Annotated in this window: 16 protein-coding genes; 8 read left to right on the forward strand and 8 right to left on the reverse strand. The window is 51.1% G+C overall.

All coding sequences use genetic code 11. From position 1 onward, the window contains the following. Positions 1-368 precede the first annotated feature (368 nt). From cysD to ACY2RQ_RS04350, 5 genes are all read left to right on the forward strand, one after another. A complete protein-coding gene (gene cysD / locus ACY2RQ_RS04330) occupies positions 369-1280 on the forward strand; it encodes a sulfate adenylyltransferase subunit CysD (protein ID WP_490111728.1) in 912 nt (303 codons plus the stop codon). Beyond that, complete coding sequence (cysN, locus tag ACY2RQ_RS04335; protein WP_490111729.1) at positions 1280-2911, forward strand: sulfate adenylyltransferase subunit CysN; 1632 nt, start codon at positions 1280-1282, stop codon at positions 2909-2911. Before cysD ends, cysN begins: the two co-directional genes overlap by 1 nt. A 496-nt stretch (positions 2912-3407) precedes the next feature. Continuing rightward, complete coding sequence (locus ACY2RQ_RS04340) at positions 3408-4604, forward strand: glycine C-acetyltransferase (protein WP_490111730.1); 1197 nt, start codon at positions 3408-3410, stop codon at positions 4602-4604. Between the two features lie 93 nt (positions 4605-4697). Continuing rightward, on the forward strand, positions 4698-5726 hold the full coding sequence (tdh, locus tag ACY2RQ_RS04345) for an L-threonine 3-dehydrogenase (RefSeq protein WP_490111865.1): 1029 nt from the start codon (positions 4698-4700) through the stop codon (positions 5724-5726). A gap of 627 nt (positions 5727-6353) precedes the next feature. Next, positions 6354-7880 (forward strand): hypothetical protein, encoded by a 1527-nt coding sequence (locus ACY2RQ_RS04350; RefSeq protein ID WP_490111731.1) that lies wholly within the window; start codon positions 6354-6356, stop codon positions 7878-7880. Between the two features lie 55 nt (positions 7881-7935). Here the strand turns inward: ACY2RQ_RS04350 and folE are convergent, their stop codons facing one another. Then, positions 7936-8490 (reverse strand): GTP cyclohydrolase I FolE, encoded by a 555-nt coding sequence (gene folE / locus ACY2RQ_RS04355; RefSeq protein WP_490111732.1) that lies wholly within the window; start codon positions 8488-8490, stop codon positions 7936-7938. Positions 8491-8507: 17 nt separating this feature from the next. After that, entirely contained in the window at positions 8508-9224 is a 717-nt protein-coding gene (folM, locus tag ACY2RQ_RS04360; protein WP_490111733.1) for a dihydromonapterin reductase, read from the reverse strand. A 217-nt stretch (positions 9225-9441) separates the two neighbouring features. Here folM and ACY2RQ_RS04365 point away from each other — a divergent pair, with 217 nt between their 5' ends. From ACY2RQ_RS04365 to ACY2RQ_RS04375, 3 genes are all read left to right on the forward strand, one after another. Continuing rightward, positions 9442-9957 (forward strand): TIGR00645 family protein, encoded by a 516-nt coding sequence (locus tag ACY2RQ_RS04365; RefSeq protein ID WP_490111734.1) that lies wholly within the window; start codon positions 9442-9444, stop codon positions 9955-9957. A gap of 130 nt (positions 9958-10087) precedes the next feature. Then, positions 10088-10705, forward strand: a complete 618-nt coding sequence (locus tag ACY2RQ_RS04370) for a trimeric intracellular cation channel family protein (RefSeq protein ID WP_490111735.1) — start codon at positions 10088-10090, stop codon at positions 10703-10705. A gap of 120 nt (positions 10706-10825) precedes the next feature. Then, complete coding sequence (locus ACY2RQ_RS04375; RefSeq protein WP_490111736.1) at positions 10826-12271, forward strand: OmpP1/FadL family transporter; 1446 nt, start codon at positions 10826-10828, stop codon at positions 12269-12271. Positions 12272-12370: 99 nt separating this feature from the next. Here ACY2RQ_RS04375 and yaaA read toward each other — a convergent pair whose 3' ends face one another. From yaaA to pyrC, 6 genes are all read right to left on the reverse strand, one after another. Next, positions 12371-13147, reverse strand: a complete 777-nt coding sequence (gene yaaA, locus ACY2RQ_RS04380; protein ID WP_490111737.1) for a peroxide stress protein YaaA — start codon at positions 13145-13147, stop codon at positions 12371-12373. 282 nt (positions 13148-13429) lie between these two features. Beyond that, the gene (locus ACY2RQ_RS04385; RefSeq protein WP_490111738.1) at positions 13430-14269 is read right to left on the reverse strand and encodes a universal stress protein; all 840 of its coding nucleotides are present in this window, start codon (positions 14267-14269) and stop codon (positions 13430-13432) included. A gap of 188 nt (positions 14270-14457) precedes the next feature. Then, positions 14458-15861: a PhoH family protein gene (locus ACY2RQ_RS04390; RefSeq protein ID WP_490111739.1), complete on the reverse strand. Its 1404-nt coding sequence runs from the start codon at positions 15859-15861 to the stop codon at positions 14458-14460. 376 nt (positions 15862-16237) lie between these two features. Then, on the reverse strand, positions 16238-17545 hold the full coding sequence (locus ACY2RQ_RS04395; protein ID WP_490111740.1) for a Na+/H+ antiporter family protein: 1308 nt from the start codon (positions 17543-17545) through the stop codon (positions 16238-16240). 294 nt (positions 17546-17839) lie between these two features. Beyond that, on the reverse strand, positions 17840-18469 hold the full coding sequence (rnt, locus tag ACY2RQ_RS04400) for a ribonuclease T (protein ID WP_490111741.1): 630 nt from the start codon (positions 18467-18469) through the stop codon (positions 17840-17842). An 85-nt stretch (positions 18470-18554) separates the two neighbouring features. After that, positions 18555-19583, reverse strand: a complete 1029-nt coding sequence (pyrC, locus tag ACY2RQ_RS04405) for a dihydroorotase (RefSeq protein WP_490111742.1) — start codon at positions 19581-19583, stop codon at positions 18555-18557. Positions 19584-19818: the final 235 nt, after the last annotated feature.

Consider the following 19818-nt stretch of genomic DNA (forward strand, 5'->3'; position numbering starts at 1 on the left):
TGATGCAGAGAAGTGGGGCAGCGATGGTTTCAACGACCGGTACCAAGCTGTTCAAAGGGCAAGCCCTCAGCCATGGTCACTCGGAAGCAAAGGACAGCGTCAGGGCAGGATGAAGCTTCAGACAGCGTCCTGCAGATTTGGTTCTTACCAGCAGGCAGCTGGAACTCAAGCCAGGGTGACAGTCAGGAGAATGCGAAAAATTTAATCTGTCTGCTTATCGCAGAGAAAAGTTGTGGTCATATAAATAGTCCAAATAATTCTAAATACGGTTGCACATATTCGATATGATTATTGATATAGTGTTCCCCCCGTCAAAATAAGCCTTATTTCAACCGGCGGACAGACAAAGATAACAACGGGTTAGACCCATGAGCACGGATTACAATCTTAATCATCTGCGCCAGCTTGAAGCAGAAAGCATACATATTCTTCGTGAGGTCGCTGCGGAGTTTGACAATCCGGTGATGCTCTATTCCATTGGCAAGGATTCAGCGGTGATGCTGCATCTTGCCCGTAAGGCATTTTTCCCAGGACGGATTCCGTTCCCGCTGCTGCATGTCGATACCGACTGGAAATTCCGGGAGATGATTGAATTCCGGGACCGTATGGCCAAAGAGTATGATCTTGATCTATTGGTGCACCAGAACCCGGAAGGTCTGGCCATGGGGGTGGGTCCGTTTACCCACGGCAGCTCTAAACATACCGATATTATGAAAACCCAGGCCCTGCGTCAGGCCCTGGACAAGTATGGCTTTGACGCTGCCTTTGGTGGTGCCCGCCGGGATGAAGAGAAATCCCGTGCGAAAGAACGGGTTTACTCCTTCCGTGACAAGAACCACCGCTGGGACCCGAAAAACCAGCGTCCGGAGCTGTGGAACGTTTATAACGGCAAGCACGAGAAAGGCGAAAGCATTCGTGTGTTCCCGCTCTCCAACTGGACCGAGCTGGATATCTGGCAGTACATCTGGATGGAGAACATTGAGATTGTTCCCCTCTACCTGTCCGAGAAGCGCCCCGTAGTTGAGCGTGATGGCATGCTGATTATGGTGGACGACGAACGTATGCCCCTGGAAGAGGACGAAGTGCCGGAGATGAAGTCTGTACGCTTCCGTACACTGGGTTGCTATCCACTGACCGGTGCTGTGGAATCTGAAGCAAATACTCTGCCGGAAATTATCCAGGAAATGCTGCTCACTACCACATCTGAGCGTCAGGGCCGGGCGATAGACCACGATTCTTCCGGCTCCATGGAGAAGAAAAAGCAGGAGGGGTATTTCTGATGAGTCATCAATCCGAACTGATTGAATCCGATATCCTCGGCTATCTGAAGCAGCATGAAAACAAAGAGCTGCTGCGTTTCCTGACCTGCGGCAGCGTAGATGACGGCAAGAGTACGCTGATCGGTCGTCTGCTCCACGACAGCAAGATGATCTTTGAAGACCAGCTGGCCGCTATTGAAAATGACAGTAAGAAAATCGGTACCCAGGGCGAGAAGATCGACCTGGCCCTGCTGGTGGATGGCCTGCAGGCCGAGCGGGAGCAGGGCATCACCATTGATGTGGCTTACCGTTATTTCTCCACCGAGAAGCGCAAATTTATTATTGCCGATACTCCCGGGCATGAGCAGTACACCCGCAATATGGCCACTGGTGCCTCCACCTGTGATCTGGCGGTAATCCTGATCGATGCCCGTCACGGTGTGCAGACCCAGACCCGTCGCCACAGCTTTATTGCCAGCCTGCTGGGTATCAAACATATCGTTGTCGCCATCAACAAGATGGACCTGGTGGATTACAACCAGGAGACCTTTGAAAAGATTCGCAACGAGTATCTGGACTTTGCCGAGCCTCTGGCTTCCAAAGGTGCCATGGGGGATATCCGTTTTGTACCTATGTCCGCACTGGAAGGCGATAACGTAGTGCACCCCAGCCAGCATATGGATTGGTATTCTTCAGAGAACGGCGGGGGCCAGACGTTGATGGAAGTACTGGAAAGTGTTGAGATTGCCAATGACCGCAACTTCGACGATTTCCGTCTGCCGGTTCAGTATGTAAACCGTCCGAACCTGGACTTCCGCGGCTTTGCCGGCACCATCGCTTCCGGTGTAGTGAAACCTGGCGATGAAGTGATGGCCCTGCCTTCCGGCAAGATCAGTAAGGTCAAAGACATAGTCACCTTTGATGGTAACCTGGACGAAGGCTTCGCCGGTCAGGCCGTGACTCTGACCCTGGAAGACGAGATCGATATCAGCCGTGGCGATATGCTGGTACGCCCGGATAACCATCCGGAGCAGGCCAGTGAACTGGATGCCATGGTGGTGTGGATGGCGGAACAGCCCCTGCGCCCCGGTCGTCAGTATGACATCAAGATTGGTGCCTTCAGCTCGACCGGTCAGGTGAGCAATATTCACCACCGTGTGGATGTAAACACCCTGGAGCAGCAGTCGGCTGATCAGTTGGCCCTGAACGAGATTGGCCTGTGCCATCTCTCCCTGGCGCGCCCGGTAGCCTTTGATGGCTACAGCGATAACCGCGCTACCGGTGCCTTTATTGTTGTAGACCGCCTGACCAATGCCACCGTTGGTGCCGGTATGGTGACTGGCAGTGCTGATAACCTGGCAACCGGCCCGGTTACGCTACAGGAGCGTGCTGCACGTCTTGGCCAGAAGTCGGCTGTTATAGAAGTAGCAGGAGCGACCGCTGAGCAGCTAAGTGAACTGGAACGTGAACTGTTTGCAGGGGGATACTTCCCTGCTGTGCTGACTGAAAGCAATGCAGCACAGGAGCAGTTGCTTAAGACCAATGGTCTGGTTGTACTGACAGCCAGCGCTGCATCTGAGGATGCTGTTAAAGTTTCCGCAGGTCAGGCTGATGTTGTTGTTGGGCAATTGACTGGGATTATCTCCCTTTAAGCAGGCTTAGAGCTTTAAAAAACGGTGTTACCTTAACTTAAGGGGAACACCGTTTTTTTATGCTGTTTGTTTTTATGATTGACACTTTATATAGTGCCTGTCAGAAAATTTTCCTGTCATCATGAAAGATGAATCCTGTAAGTGGAATACCTGCAGATTATACCTACAGGAACCAAATGCCGGTGATTTCCTCTATGAGGTTACTGACGTTTTGCGATCAGCCTTGGCCTGGTAATCCTCATTTTCTTCCTGTTGAGCATATGAGAAAGATATAGGCGCAGATCATGCCGGCTGATGACTAGGCATGGAGGATTATGTATAGCTACGGGTTTATGCTATCGCCAGTGGCTGCAAAAATACGTAATATGTCGCCCAATTTTGTATTGTTTTCAGTTACTCCTATGTTGAATAGGGGGCTTTCTTTCATGCGCTGCCAGGATGAGCATGGAAACGCTGATCCTGTAAACGCCGCGTGCTGTTCCTTCCCGGAGCCGAAATGAAATCTGCATTTTACGAACAATTGACCAGTCAGCTGGAAGAACTCAAGCAGCAGGGTCTGTACAAAGACGAGCGGGTTATCACTTCCCAGCAGTCGTCTGATATCACCGTAACTACAGGTGAAAATGTCCTGAACTTTTGCGCTAACAATTACCTGGGGCTGGCTAACTCTCCCGTACTGATTGAAGCAGGCAAAGCCGCACTGGAAAAGTACGGCTATGGTATGGCGTCCGTACGCTTTATCTGTGGTACACAGGATGTACACAAAGAGCTGGAACAGCGCATGTCTGAATTCCTGGGCATGGAAGACACTATCCTGTATTCCTCCTGCTTTGACGCTAACACCGGCCTGTTTGAAACCGTGTTAAGCGCTGAAGACGCGATTATCAGTGATTCCCTGAATCATGCCTCTATTATTGATGGCGTGCGCCTGTGTAAGGCCAGGCGTTTCCGTTATGCCAACAATGATATGGCTGACCTGGAAGCCCAGCTGAAAGCTGCTGATGAAAGCGGTGCCCGTCACAAGATGATTGTCACTGACGGTGTGTTCTCCATGGACGGTATTATCGCTAACCTGCAGGCCATCTGTGATCTGGCGGACAAGTATAATGCTTTGGTGATGGTGGATGACTCCCACGCCGTTGGCTTTATTGGCGACAAGGGCCGTGGCACCCACGAGTACTGTGATGTAATAAGCCGTGTTGACATTATCACCGGTACCCTGGGCAAGGCCATGGGCGGCGCGTCCGGTGGTTATACTTCTGGTAAGAAAGAAGTGATCGACTGGTTGCGTAACCGATCCCGCCCATACCTGTTTTCCAATACCCTGTGCCCCACTATTGCCGCCACCACCCTGAAGGTGCTGGACCTGCTGGCCGCTGGCGATGATCTCCGTGCCCGCTTGCAGGAGAATGCCGCTTATTTCCGCGCTGAGATGGAAAAGCAGGGCTTTACCCTGGCGGGCAGGGATCATCCGATTATTCCGGTTATGCTCGGTGATGCGGCTCTGGCAAAAGATTTTGCTGACCGTATGCTGAAAGAAGGCATCTACGTTATCGCTTTCAGTTTTCCTGTTGTGCCCAATGGCAAGGCCCGTATCCGCACACAAATGTCCGCTGCCCACACCAGGGAGCAGATTGACCAGGCTGTTGCCGCCTTTACCAGGGTTGGCCGTGAGCTGGGCGTAATTCGCTGATTGTTCTTCAGCTAGATTGAGACGTAACGGAATTGATGATTTCAGGCTGCCGGTGATCCTGGCGGTCTGAATGGAGTGAGTTTTATGACCATGATGAAAACCCTGGCCAAGCTACATGCCGAAAAAGGCATCTGGATGGACGAGAAGGAAATCCCGACTCCCGGCCATAACGATGTTCTGATCAAAATCCACAAAACCGCTATCTGCGGCACTGATATCCATATTTACAACTGGGATGAATGGTCCCGGAAGACTATTCCCCTGGGCATGACTGTTGGTCATGAATTCGCTGGTGAGATCGTTGATATTGGCCAGGAAGTGGCTGGCTTCAAGGTGGGTGACCGTGTTTCCGGTGAAGGCCATCTGGTGTGCGGTCACTGCCGTAACTGCCGTGCCGGCCGTCGTCACTTGTGCCGTAACACCAAGGGTGTGGGCGTAAACCGTCCCGGTTGCTTCGCCGAGTACCTGTGTATTCCTGCCGCCAACGTATTTCCGTTACCGGATGATATCAGCGATGATATGGCCGCTATCTTTGATCCCTACGGCAATGCTGTGCATACCGCTCTTCAGTTCGATATGGTGGGTGAAGACGTGCTGGTGACCGGCGCGGGTCCGATTGGCATTATGGGGGCCGCTGTTGCCCGCCACGCCGGTGCCCGCAATGTGGTCATTACCGACGTTAACAAATACCGTCTGGCCCTGGCCCGTGAAATGGGCGTAACCCGTGCTGTAAACGTGGCGGAAGAAAACCTTGAAGAGGTGATGAAAGATCTGGGCATGACCGAGGGCTTTGATGTCGGTCTGGAAATGTCCGGTAATGGCCGTGCTTTTGAGCAGATGCTGGAACTGATGAACAACGGTGGCAAGGTGTCCCTGCTGGGTATTCCATCCGCTGATACTACCATTGACTGGAACCAGGTGATTTTCAAGATGCTCACCCTGAAAGGTATCTATGGCCGTGAGATGTTCGAAACCTGGTATAAGATGGGCAGTATGCTGCAGTCCGGCCTGAATCTGGACCCGATTATCACCCACCGCTTCCCTGTGTCCCAGTTTGAGGAAGCCTTTGAAATTATGGCCAGCGGTAAGTCCGGCAAGATTGTTCTGGACTGGACTGAGTAATTCTCAGCTTCATTTGACTGTTGTATCGCGGCCCCTGCTTGGGGCCGTTTTTATATCCGCTTTATATTTATTCCTGTTGATTCCTGGTTTATGACTACTTTAATGAGCCGGAGTGAACGGAAGTGATATTCAATGCCTTTGACCGGCTTTAGGTGCAGGTTTTATGGTTTTGCCAGGGCGCTGTTATGCGTCTTTCTGGCAGCTTTCTATGCAGGAGAGAGTCATGGGATGGAGAAAGAGCTTCAATCTACTGCAATGTTCCGCCCAACACCCGACCAGCTGATGGAGCCCCAGACTCAATCTCAACAATCTTTTCCTAAATTACTTGTTCATCCTCGACGCTCCCAGTCTTCGACTGGAATGTCAGCTACCAGAATCATTGGAAAAGGGCCGAGATTGGGGATTACTTTGCCTGCAGCCAGTGAGAATCAACAGCTTGTAAAGGGAATGGTGCAGCTGCGGATGACCTCAGGCAGGAGACGGTCCTGGACACCGGGCAATGGCAGTAGGAAAACCGAGGAAACAGATGCTGGCGATTTAAAATCAATGGCCCATAGTGCGTCTTTTCCTGCGTCTGAATCCAGTGGTAAAAAGCAAGGGGGGTTCGAATTAAAGAAAACTTTCTCAATGGCTGATACGGATTTTGACGCCAATTATAAAGAATTGTACCACTCTGTTGAAGCCTGGCCGCTGGATTCCGGGGATGACCTTTCAGAGATTCTGGTGAACCTGGAAAGTCTGGGGGAGGATGATTTACCCGGATTTATTCAGGGTTTTGTCTGGAATCTGATGGTATGGATTATTAATAAAGCCTGGACTGGCGATAATGGTTCAGGCTCACCGTCCGATTACAAACCGGTTTCTGTTCATTTTCGCATATTTAACGGTGCACAGGGCTGGAAATTGCCGGTTTTTGGGCGTGTCCCTCAGTTCAGCGATTTTACCCGGAATTTAGTGCGTATTGAGAAAACTTTTGAGAACTCTGTTATTAACAAGGGGGATTATCCCTGGAAACCGTATGGAGAGAAGTTCTGGGAGTTTGTAAGAACTTATATTCGGGGGTTATTTATGCAAGTTGATAAAGGCGAGCAGGGGCAGCTATTAATTCAGGAATCAGATAAGGATACATCTGTCGTTGTTTCTAACACAGTGAGATTACTACATGCGGCGCTAGACTTTATTAATGGCTATCTGAAAGAACAGGATGGTACCTCTGAAATCGGTAGCAATCCATTGCCGTTTAAAGATATAGCTAAAACCGTGGAAGGTGTCAGTACGATAATAAAGCTGTCTCGAACTACTGAGGAATTGCTGCCTGTGTTTATGGTGGCTTCCCATCTTCTGGCTCTTTTGGACAATCCGGAAAAACAAAGACGAGGTCCTGTGTGTCTACCTGTACTGGCAAAAATACCGGCCCTTGCAAAAAAGCCCTGGTATATGGGGGCGGCTTTACCAGTGCTTCAGGAAAGAGCCGGATCTCAAATATTGGGAAAGCCCCAGTTCCAGAATCAGTTAGGTCATTCCGGTTATATCCATCTTCTGCATTTTGCCCATGAACTGCTGGTTGGGAAGGCATCTGGTCTTGTTAAGGTAGGTCACAGACTTGGTAATTATGGATGGAATGAAAATCTTACACTTAGCATTGCTGGGGATGTAGTGGGGGTAAGTGTTGATGAGCTGTTTGATTCCTTTGTGACAGCTGATGTGAGAAAGTTGGCTGAGTCGTCTGATAGTGTTCAGCTATTGTTGTACAGACTGTATATGTATTCATTTTCCGAGCGTGGTCATTCCCCCTGGGTATTGAATATCATGCAGACCCTAAGGCTTATGGGCGGAGCCTTCTGCCTGAAGGAGCAGATAAAGCAGCAAGCGATATCTCAGGAGGGGCAACGTTCATTAAAGAAGAAAAAGAAAAGAGATTATGTTGGGAAGAAGGGTGATATATATACGACATTTGATGAGAAACTGTCAGCCCTTGCAGGTTATCTGGCGCGAATTCTTGATGTTCTTGAAAGAGAGGAGAAGATTTTGGATGACGGGGTGATTCTTCTCGGGGCTAAACAAGCCGCAAAGGCTTTATACAGCACTACCCAGGTTTTGTCCTCAGAAGAGCAGTGTCAGGATATAACGGGCTTGATGAACTGTCTGGAATAGCTCAGGTAAGGGCAGTGGCACCGCCCTTAATGCCCTGATATTTACTGAACAGATTTTATCGGGCGATATAACGCAGGAACTCTTCCCGGGTCGGCAGGTGAGAACGGAAATCGCCCCGCATAACTGAGGTAGTCATGGACGAGTTCTGTTTCTCCACGCCGCGCATCATCATGCACATATGTTTGGCTTCAATCACGACCGCGACACCGCGGGCTTCCGTGACTTCTTCAATAGCCTGGGCAATCTGCAGGGTCATGTTTTCCTGAATCTGCAGGCGGCGGGCGTACATATCAACAATGCGGGCAAACTTGGATAACCCAAGCACCTTACCTTTGGGCAGGTAGGCGACATGGGCCTTGCCAATAAAGGGCAGCATGTGGTGCTCGCACATGGAATAAAGCTCAATATCCCGGATAACAACCATTTCGTCGTTGTCGGACTCAAACACCGCACCGTTAACGATATCCCCCAGGCTCTGGTGATAGCCCTTGGTCAGAAAGTTCATGGCTTTGGCAGCTCGGTTCGGGGTGTCCCTCAGACCATCCCGCTGGGGGTCTTCTCCCAGTCCTTCCAGTATTGCTTTGTAGTGTTCGCTCAGGTCGTTATTCATGAGTCTAATGGTCCGTTTCAGCCTAATGACATACCGCCGTCCACAGGCAGTGTTATTCCGGTGATGTAGGGATTGTCAAGTACGTAAACCAGCGACTGCCAGATCACATCTTCACCCGGCTCAAGTCCCATGGGAGGGATATGCAGGGCATTCATGGCAGCCATCACTTCATCCTGCTCATTCTTGATGATCAGGTACGGCGCGATGGCGTTAACTTTTATCTTCGGCGCGTACATTCGGGCGAAGGAGCGGGTCAGGCTCTCCAGCCCCGCCTTGGTTGCGGCATAGGCGGCATGATGATCACTGCCTCGCAGGGCATTGTAATCGGTCATGTGAATGATGTCCGCAGTTTCACTGCAGTTTTTCAGTAAAGGATGCAGGCCTCGGTTGATCAGCCAGGGGGCCTCCATATGCACCCGGAACAGGGACTCCATAGGCTCGGTATCCAGGGCGGAATCACTGTCCGACAGCCAGCCGGAGGCGTTGTGGATAACGGCCCGCAGGCTAGAGGTGTGGGCGCGGACCTGTTCTATCAGATCCCGAGTCTGGCGAGTCTGGCTTAGATCGGCCTGCAGGGTCAGGGCACCGGCGGCCTGAAGCTGTTCTATACCGGGAGAGTGCTGGCGATAGGTGGCGATTACAGAATAGCCACGCTCCAGCAGACGGAGGGCATTGTATAGCCCCAGGCGGCGGGACGCCCCTGTTATCAGGACTGTGCCGTGGCTGTTCGTCATGGTGTCCCCTCCAGAAGATTTATAGTCAGACCCGTTCATGGACAGTTAATAATGAGGCGGAACTGTCTCGGGGGAGACATTGTGCAAAACGCCGGATTATTAGTCCAGATCAATGAATTAACCGACCTTCAATGTATGGCCTGTTTTGCCCTGAATTTATCTTCTACAGTCAGGCTTCCGGTCAGATTCTTGTCAGTACATGGTCATCATTGTGCCTATGAAAGCAGTCGAACACTTTATTGAAAGATTGATTTACGCCTCTCGCTGGCTGTTGGCCCCTTTATATCTGGGGTTGAGCCTGATTTTGATGGCTATTGTTTATGAGTTTTTTCAGACCACGTTTTCTGTCCTGCTCAATATTGACCTGATGGATGAGAAAACCCTGATTCTCACCATTCTCGGGATTGTTGATCTGGTGCTGGTCAGTGGGTTAACCCTGATGGTGATGTTGAGCGGGTATGAGAATTTTGTCTCCCGTATAGATATTGCCAGCGAAGCTCGTGAACTGAGCTGGCTGGGCAAAATGGACACCAACCTGCTCAAGGCCAAGCTTGCGTCCTCTATAGTGGCCATCTCTTCCATTCACCTGTTGAGAGTGTTTATGGATGTCCAGAAAACCCCCAACGATAAAATCATGTGGTACATGCTACTGCATATAGTCTTTGTTCTGTCGGCTATTGGCATGTCTGTTTCAGAGCGTATATCCCGTAAGAAGCCCGGATACGCTGAGTAAGTACAGTTCCCAGCGCCTTGTTCTGTAGGTATATTTCCCTTGTTTCCCGAGAGTCGGCTTTCGTTACAATGGCCGGCTGCTCAATGCTTTATAAAATCAGGTGCTGCATGTGTGAGAACCGGGATTGCTGATGTTACTTTATTCTCTCGACATATTGGGAACCGCTGTATTTGCGGCCTCTGGGGCCATGGTTGCGGCACGCAGGAATCTCGATGTTTTTGGGGCTCTGGTTCTGGCGTTTGTTACGGCTGTTGGTGGTGGCACTCTGAGGGATTTTATCCTGGGCAGTACACCTGTTTTCTGGGTGAAGGACACGACCTATCTGACGGCTATCTGCCTGGCCACAGTCCTGACCCTGGCTGGCCGGCAGTGGTGGCATAAAACCCGGTATATGATTCTTCTGGTCGATGCCCTCGGCCTTGGGGTGTTTACGGTGATTGGCGTGGAAAAAGCCCTGGCTTTTAATGTTGACCCCATGATTGCTGTGGTAATGGGGGTTCTGACTGGTGCTGGCGGCGGTATGATACGTGATGTACTGGCCGGGCGTGTTCCCATGGTACTGCGCCATGAAATCTATGCGACGGCATCTATTGCCGGGGGTGCCCTCTATTTTATACTGCAGAAGACGGGGATTTCCGACGGTGTGATTGCCTCCCTCTGCGCCACTGTTGTTTTCATTCTTCGACTGCTGGCTATTTACTGCAACTTATCCCTTCCAAGGCTGACCCAGCCAGAGGCTCGTAGATAAGCCGGGCATTTCTACAGCGACTGCTACACTTTTCGCCTTTCGACACACTGATGATTTGTACTTAATGCTGTGGATCAGTGAACCGGTATTTCGGTTTGGCTCAGGTTTATTTCTGGTCCGGTGGCTGAGAGACGTTGGGAGAAGTTTATGCTGTCGTTCCGTTGTCGTATTCCTGCGGGTTTTGTGGTTTTGGCAACCACTTCCCTGCTGACTTCCGGTGTTACCCAGGGGGCCGGCTTTGCCCTGAATGAAACTTCTGCTTCAGCGGCAGGGACGGCTTTTGCAGGGCGGGTGGCTGCAGGGCAGGATGCTTCAGCCCTGGCGGCCAATCCCGCAGCGTTATCTTCCCTGGATACACGGCAATGGACGTTGGGCGGTGCCTTGATTGCGCCGAAAGGGCACCTTTCTGATTACTCAGGAAGAGAGCCTGAAATTATTGTAGGTTTACCTCCTAAAGCGGGGATGATTGATGTGGTGGGAGACCGCGGAAGTCCGTTTGTCTCTCCGCAATTTGTGCCCGGCGCATATTATGTGATTCCCTTTAATGAACGCTGGCGTTTTGGTTTTGGAATGTATGCGCCTTTTGGTCTGGTTTCCGATTATGGCAAGGATTTTGTTGGCCGTTATCTGGCCAGGAAATCGAAAATCCTGAATATAAATATTCAGCCAACCCTGAGCTATCAGTTTACCGATAATCTGAGTGTGGGGATTGGGATGTTTGCTTCCTATGTGAAAGGAGAGCTGACCCAGGATAAAAATGAGATTGTTGCCTTGCCCGTTGTGGGAGGGGCTTTGGTGGAGGCATATGGTCGTTCGCAGGTAAAAGGACATGGCTGGAGTGCAGGGGTAAAGGTTGGGGCTCTGTGGCAGACAGAGCAGGCCAGCTTTGGTCTCTCTTATACCTCGCCGGTGGATTTCAAGGTGAAGGGGCAGGCCAGGATATACGATGTGGGGTTTGAGATTCCCGGGTCTTCAGGGATTAAGCCTACTGGTATACAGGGTAAGGCCGATGGCCACCTGAAGCTGAAATTGCCGCAGATGTTTGAAATCGGGGGCAGTTATAAGATAAACGAGCAGTTGGAGCTGGTGGCCGGTGCCTTATGGACAGGGTGGAGCAGTTTTAAAGAGATAAGGGTTATTGCTGATGAACCCTTTAATATAAAGGTTGGCCCTTTGGATCTCAAAATGGCAGGTAAAGGGCAGACGATTTCCTATGTTCCAGAAAAATGGAAGGATGTCTGGTCTGCGTCTGTCGGGGCAAGGTATAAGTTGAATGACAAATGGCTGATGCGCTTTGGCTACGCATTTGATAAGTCTCCTGTCAAAGATGAATACCGCACAGCCCGTATTCCTGATACAGACAGAAACTGGCTGGCCATGGGTGCCCGCTTCCTGCCATCAGAATCCTGGGTTGTTGATATGGCCTATGGCTACCTGCTGCCCAAAACCGAGAAGGTGGATGAGGTGAGTCACAATGCCGACGGTAGCAAGGGCAAGCTGGAGTACAAGGGTAAATACAGGATGAGTGCCCATATTTTTATGGCTTCTCTCTCGTATAAATACTGACAGGCAACATAAAAAATCCCGCAGCCTGAGGTTCAGCTTGCGGGATTGGTGCTTGCTTGGTTCTGAGTAAGGCCTGACAATACAAACGAGAAATCCCGTTTATTCTGCTTCATCCCGGGTAAATACCCATTCTTTGTTATTACTCAACTCAGCGTTGAACTGATAGCCTCCATAGTTGAACTTTTTCATCTTGGCCGGCTCAGTAATCTGCCTGTCGATAATATACCGGGTCATCAGCCCCCGGGCTTTCTTGGCGTAGAAGCTGATGATTTTGTACTGACCGTTTTTCAGATCTTTGAAAACCGGGGTAATAATATCTGCCTGTAATAACTTTGGCTTGATGCTCTTGAAGTACTCATTGGAGGCCAGATTCACCAGAATATTGCTGTCCTGCTTTTCCAGTTCCCGGTTCAGGGCATCGGTAATGATTCCTCCCCAGAAGGTGTACAGGTCTTTGCCCCGGGTATTAGCGAATTTGGTACCCATTTCCAGCCGGTAGGCCTGCATAAGATCCAGTGGTCGCAATAACCCATACAGGCCGCTTAGGATACGCAGATGCTGCTGGGCAAAATCCAGCTCTTTCTTATTCAGTGTTTCCGCGTTAAGGCCGGTATAAACATCCCCCTTGAAAGCCAGCACGGATTGCTTGGCATTCTCGGGGGTGAACGGTGTTGTCCAGGCTTCATAACGGGCTGCGTTAAGCCCGGAAAGCTTGTCACTGATGCCCATCAGTTTGCCGATATCAGCGGGGGACAGATCCCTTAACTGTTCAATCAATTCCTGGGAGTGATCCAGAAAATCCGGTTGGGTAAATACATCTGTTGTTGGCGGTGTGTTGTAATCAAGAGTCTTGGCAGGGGAGATAACTATCAGCACAGAAGGTTCCCGTTATTATCCGTTTGCGTCCATATTATTCCGCCTGCCTCTCTTTCTCCAGTCGCATATCCCTATTGGTACCATTAACTTTTCTCATCAACTAACCCGGATATTTCTTTTCAGCTTCGCAGGTGAGATACGGTATTGACCGTAAGCGTATCAACAAGAGCCGTAACGTTCGGCAATAGGATGCGGGCCGGAATAAAGCAGGGGTAAAAGCAGAAAGACCACCGGTGAAGGTGGTCTTTTCTGTATAAGCTGTTCCGTTTTGAAACAGCCTGCTCAGTTCAACACAACAATATCCTGCTTCACTTTGGCAAGAACCTTTTCTGAGGTATTGCCTTTCATCATGGCGGAAATGCCACGGCGGTTACGGCTGCCGATCACCACGATATCCGCGTCAATCCTGGTAGCGACTTCATGGATAACGTCTTCGGGCTCGCCCTGACGAATATGAACCTTGTCGTTCTCCAGATTGGTCTTGCGCAGCAGTTGCGCCCTGTCCGGGAAGTCCAGGGAGTCCCGGTAGGAGTTAACAATATGCATCTCAGCGCCATACCCTTTGGCGATCCAGTCAGTAATGGCGATAACCTTGTTGGTCAGTTCCTGGTACGTCTCTTTCTTGTTCTGGATGTTGACGGCACCGAGTATGGCGGTACGCTTGGGCTTTGAATTTTCACGGACAATCAGTACCGGGCAGTTGGCGTGACGCATAAGACCCCAGATAGCCCAGCCTTCATGGCTAAAGGCACTGCCGTCGCCGGTGTAATCGGACAGGCAGATCATGGCGCAGTTGTAATAGTCTGCGGCATACATGATGGATTCCTGCCACTGGTGTGCCCAGGAGATGGCTGAAGTGTACTTGATGCCGGCTTCTTTCAGTGGCTCCACCAGTTCCAGAAACCACTCATTATCGCGGTAGAGTTTCCAGTTCTCCGCATTAGTGTCGGTTGCGGATGAGTTGACACCGATGAAAATATTAATCTGCGGAATTTTTTCGGCAATCGTTGCGGTTTTGATGGCGCGATCCAGGGCGGGCTGCTTGTCCTGGGTGGGGTCAACGACAACCAGGACGTTCTCCAGGGGCTGATAAGCTTGCTCCAGATCCAACTGGTCGGTCATGGTGTAATCCTCTTGTTATTGGCTTTATCCGAATTATTGAGAGCCATGATACGGGAATACCTCTGAGACTCAAAGATATATTTTGGAACGCCTGTGTTCCGTTTTTTGTTTTTTCTGGTATGCGGTGAAGCTGGGAAACGGATCGGCTTCAGAGCCCTGCCGCCGATCCTGTATCAAGGGGAAAGGATCTACAGATTAGCCTCTGCGAAAGCCGCCAAAGCCGAGCGCGGCACACCTTCAAGCTGGATCATACCGCCATAGTTGAAATTACGGAACCTCTGGGTCAGGTAAGTAAGCCCGGAGCTGGCCGGGTTGAGATAAGGGGTATCAATCTGGGCCAGGTTGCCCAGGCAGATCACCTTGCTGCCGTAGCCGGCACGGGTGATGATGGTTTTCATCTGGTGCGGTGTCAGGTTCTGGCACTCGTCAATAATAATCAGACTGTGCTGAAAGCTGCGGCCACGGATATAGTTCAGGGATTTGAAGTGAATGGGAACCCGGTCGAGGATGTAATCCACACTGCTGCGGGTGCTTTCATCATCGCTGTGCAAAGCTTCCAGATTGTCGGTGATGGCCCCCAGCCAGGGTTCCATTTTCTCAGCTTCGGTACCGGGCAGGTAACCAATATCTTCATCCAGCCCTTTGGTGCTGCGGGTGGCGATAATGCGTCGGTACTGCTGCTCTGCCACGGTCATTTCTATGGCTGCGGCCAGAGCAAGAATGGTTTTACCGGAGCCGGCCGGGCCATTCAGGTTGACCAGCTGTATGTCCGGGTCCAGCAGCAGGTGCAGGGCCAGGGCCTGGTAGATATCCAGCGGTTGAAGTCCCCAGGCTTTCCGGCCAAGGAGTTTTTCCCTGTCCATATGCTCAAGGGTGATATTACCGTCTTTGAATTCCGTAACCTGTCCGACAAACTCCTGTTGATCAACAATAAACTCATTAATACCCGGAGGGCTGATATCTTCCGGCAGCGGAAGGGTATGGAGAGTACGGCCATTGTGCTGGGTGGTTTTTACATCAGTGACTCTGTCCCAGAGACTGCCTTTCAGTTCCTGGAACCCTCGGGGCAGAAGGCTGACATCGGATATCTGCTGATCATTGTGATAGTCCTCCGCCATAATCCCGCAGCCCCTGGCCTTAAGGCGCATATTGATGTCTTTGGTGACCAGTACAAAGGTCTCGTCGGGGTTTTCCTGTTTAAGGTGACAGATGTCGTTGATTATGCGGTTGTCGTTGAGGTCGGTGGGAAGCATGGTGACATTGGCGGGAGGGGAGTGCATTTTTATGGAGAGGCTGCCGTTGGGCGGGCTCTTTTCTCCCCGGATGATCGGTACCCCCTGCTCAATTTCTTCCGGTGAGGCTGAGCCGACGATGCGGTCTATCAGGCGTATAGCCTGACGACAGTCTGCGGCTATTGTCTGTTTGCCGTTTTTAAGTTTGTCCAGTTCCTCCAAAACTGTGATGGGTATGACGACTTGGTGTTCTTCGAAGTTTAACAGTGAGTTAGGATCGTGGATGAGGACATTGCTGTCCAGTATATACGTGGTGCCAAGGGTCGACTGAATCGGTTTCAGCGTCACTGCATCATGCATCTAGCTGCTCCTTGTTCCCTAACGTTTCCGGCACCCGGCAGTGCCGGTTGGGGGCTACGTTCTGGTCTTGTCAGGACCACCAGCGCTGTCATACGTCTTATCGCTTTTTAATCTTAGCTTTTCGACAGGCCTGTTTTGATTATGCGTCGAGAAAAATGAACAAGGCAAGCACGGTGTGAGTGAAAACAGGTTTTTTTTATTATCTGTTGAATGGGTGTTGCGGTGGTGGAATTATGTACATATATTTAAGAGATAACGCCTGTAATATTTCTTCTTTTCAAAACCTCTTTTCTGTCTCCTTCTTTGGCTGTTGCAGCCGAACATTTCTCTTTTGACAAACGCCCTGCTGTAAAAAACTGCACTGGTCTTTTATATCCTACAGAACCATAACCGCCAGCCAGCCAAACAGCACCAGGGGAATATTAAAGTGCAGGAAGGTCGGAAATACGGAATCACGGATATGGTCGTGCTGGCCGTCAATATTCAGGCCGGCAGTGGGGCCAATGGTTGAGTCGGAAGCCGGGGAGCCCGCATCGCCCAGGGCACCGGCGGTTCCTACCAGGGCAGCAATAGCCAGAGGAGACAGTCCCATTTCCATACCCAGGGGCACATACAGAGCGGCGATAATGGGAACTGTGGAGAAGGAGGAACCAATCCCCAGGGTAATTAGCAGGCCGACGACCAGCATCATCAGTACAGCCAGGGCTTTCTGGTTGGCGAACTGTTCACTGATGGAGGATACCAGGCTGTTAATATCACCGGTCGCCCGCATCACTTCAGCAAAACCTGCAGCTGAGATCATGATAAAGCCGCAGTAGGCCATCATTTTCATACCCTGGATGAATACATCGTCCGCTTCCCGCCAGTGGATAACATTAGTCACCACCATAACCATGCAACCCACCAGAGCACCGAGGCTCATGGATTCACTCCATAGCTGGGCGGCCAGGGCCGAGGCAGTGGCAATGGCGATGGCTGCAAGTTTGGTGACGGGGATATTAGAAGTGTCTACGGATACGACTTTGGTGTTTTCCTGCTGATAGGCACGTGAATTGCGGTAACTCCAGAAGATCGCAACCAGCAGGCCCAGAAACATACCGGCTACGGGAATCATCATGGCCTGGGGCATCAGACTGTTGCTTATCTCAAGGCCATTGGTACGCAGGTTTCCAGCCAGAATCTCGATCATATAAATATTGCCGAAACCCACGGGCAGCAGCATATAGGTCGCTGTCAGGCCAAAGGTCAGGCAGCAGGCGATCAGGCGACGATCAATCTGCAGGTGGTTGAACACACCCAGCAGAGGAGGAATCAGGATCGGGATAAAAGCGATGTGAATCGGCACAAGGTTCTGGGAAGCCACGGCCATAAGAATGATACAGAGCAGCAGAGCCAGGCGGCGGCCCCGGACACCGTTCCGTATACTGTTGATTATCTTCCCTGCCAGGTACTCCGGCACACCGGAGCGGGCAACCGCCATGGCAAAAGCGCCCAGCAGGGCATAACTCATGGCAATATTGACCCCGTTGGTGAGTCCGGTTCCGAAGCTGGACAGGGTGGCGGCAATATCCATCCCCTCAAACAGGCCGCCGATCAAAGCGCCAAGGAAGAGAGCGAGCACAACATTCATTCGGGCCATACTTAAGGCCAGCATGGCAAGTACGGCGATAACAACTGCATTCATGGTTATGAAACCTGATTTTTGATTTTGGTATTAATATCCGATCCCGTCGAGCAGGCGATGTTGTTTTGAGTTGGCGCACTTTCGCCGCATCAGCAAACGCTGCACCAGTAAATACTATGGCTCAGTTCAGGGGTTTCGGTTTGTGTTTCAGGGATATTCAGGCATCAGGGCGCTTCAGTGAAGATGGTGCAGGCAGATGGTCGGCTTGTTGGAAGAGAGGGTTTGTGTCGGGAGAGAGGGTGAAGGTGGCAGAATTGCCACCTTGCACATTGCGGGAAGAATGCAGTGAAGCTATCAGTCTATCCAGCCGCCCATTTCCTTCCAGTTATTCACAATATTGCAGAATAGTTCCGCAGTTTTATCTGTGTCGTAGCGGGCGGAATGGGCCTCTTCCTTGTCAAAAAGGATACCTGCCACATCACAGGCCCGGGCCAGAACAGTCTGGCCATAAGCGAGCCCGGCAAGGCTGGCGGTATCAAAACTGGAAAAAGGATGGAACGGGTTGCGCTTAATTCCGCAGCGTTCCACTGCGGCATTCAGAAACCCGAGATCAAAAGACGCATTATGACCCACCAGAATAGCCCTGGTGCAGTTGTAACGTTTCAGGGCCTTGCGCACCACCTTAAATATATTTCCCAGCACAACATCTTCTTTTGAGGAGATTCTCAGGGGGTGGAAAGGATCGATACCGATAAACTCAATGGCAGATTTTTCGATATTGGCTCCTTCAAAAGGGGTCACATGGCTGGATTCCCTGGCTTCAGGAAATACAAAACCCTGCTCATCCATGCCGATGGTCACTGCGGCGATTTCCAGCAGCGCGTCGGTCTTGGCATTGAAGCCTCCGGTTTCCACATCGATAACAACCGGCAGATAGCCCCGGAAGCGGTCAGACATCAGGGCTTTAGGGTCAGAATGGCTCACAACTTTGCCTTATTCGGAATTGGGGTTTTATGAAGCGATTGCATTTCACGGATTGCATTTCACAGATTGCATTTCACGGATTGTATTACACGATCGTCCATTGTAATTGTTCTCCGGCCTTAAGGGGAACGACCTGGGCGTTACCAAAGGGCAGGGATTCCGGAACCTGATGCGGTTTCCGCTCCAGGGTGATGGTGTCCGTGTTACGGGGCAGGCCGTAAAAGTCCGCGCCAAAGTGGCTGGCAAAACCTTCCAGCTTATCCAGGGCATTCTCGTTATCAAAAACTTCCGCATACAGTTCCAGGGCTCCAAAGGCAGAGTAACAACCAGCGCAGCCACAGCTAGTCTCTTTGGTTTCCCTGGTGTGGGGTGCGGAATCTGTGCCCAGGAAAAATTTGCTGTTGCCGCTGGTGGCCACTTTCACCAGGGCATCCTGGTGGATATTGCGCTTAAGAATCGGCAGGCAGAAATAATGGGGACGAATACCGCCGACCAGCATATGGTTGCGGTTATACATCAGGTGTTGAGGGGTGATGGTAGCCGCGACATTGCTGCCAGCGCTCTCCACAAACTGTACCGCATCGGTGGTGGTGATATGCTCCAGCACCAGCTTCAGTTCCGGATAGCGCTCGGTCAGGCCGACCAGGTGCCGATCAATAAAGACCTTTTCCCGGTCAAAGATATCAATATCCGCGTCGGTCACTTCTCCGTGCACCAATAAGGGAAGGCCCGCGTCGATCATCGCTTCCAATGCCGGATAGATATGCTCCAGGCTGGTAACGCCAGAATCGGAGTTGGTGGTGGCACCGGCGGGGTACAGTTTCAGAGCGTAAACATCATCACCGGCTTTGGCCTCACGAACAATCTCAGCCGTGGTGTTATCGGTCAGGTACAGGGTCATCAGCGGGTCAAAACCGCTGCCAGCAGGGGCGTGGGCCAGAATACGCTGCTTGTACTCAGCAGCCTGTGCGGCAGTAATCACCGGCGGTTTCAGATTGGGCATAACAATAGCCCGGGCAAAGGTATTGGCCGTGGCCGGGACAGTGGTGGCCAGAGCCGCACCATCTCGCAGGTGCAGGTGAAAATCATCGGGGCGGGTGAGAGTGAGCTGCACGAGGGCTAATCCTTGAATATTTGTTGCCGGCAAATTTTACAGCAAGAGGTTACTCAGGTCATGGATTGTAACTTGTACGATCGTACTGGTTAGGTTGCGTTTTTGGTAGCTATTTGTGAGCAATCTCTCAGATATGTATTCCCGGTTGGTGTTTCGGTATCAACATTGATAGAAGGGCGGCAGTTACTGACAAAAATGTCACTCAATGACTTGTCGGAATCCGAATAAAAACACC

This window comes from Parendozoicomonas sp. 209JJ7-1 (assembly GCF_058147085.1).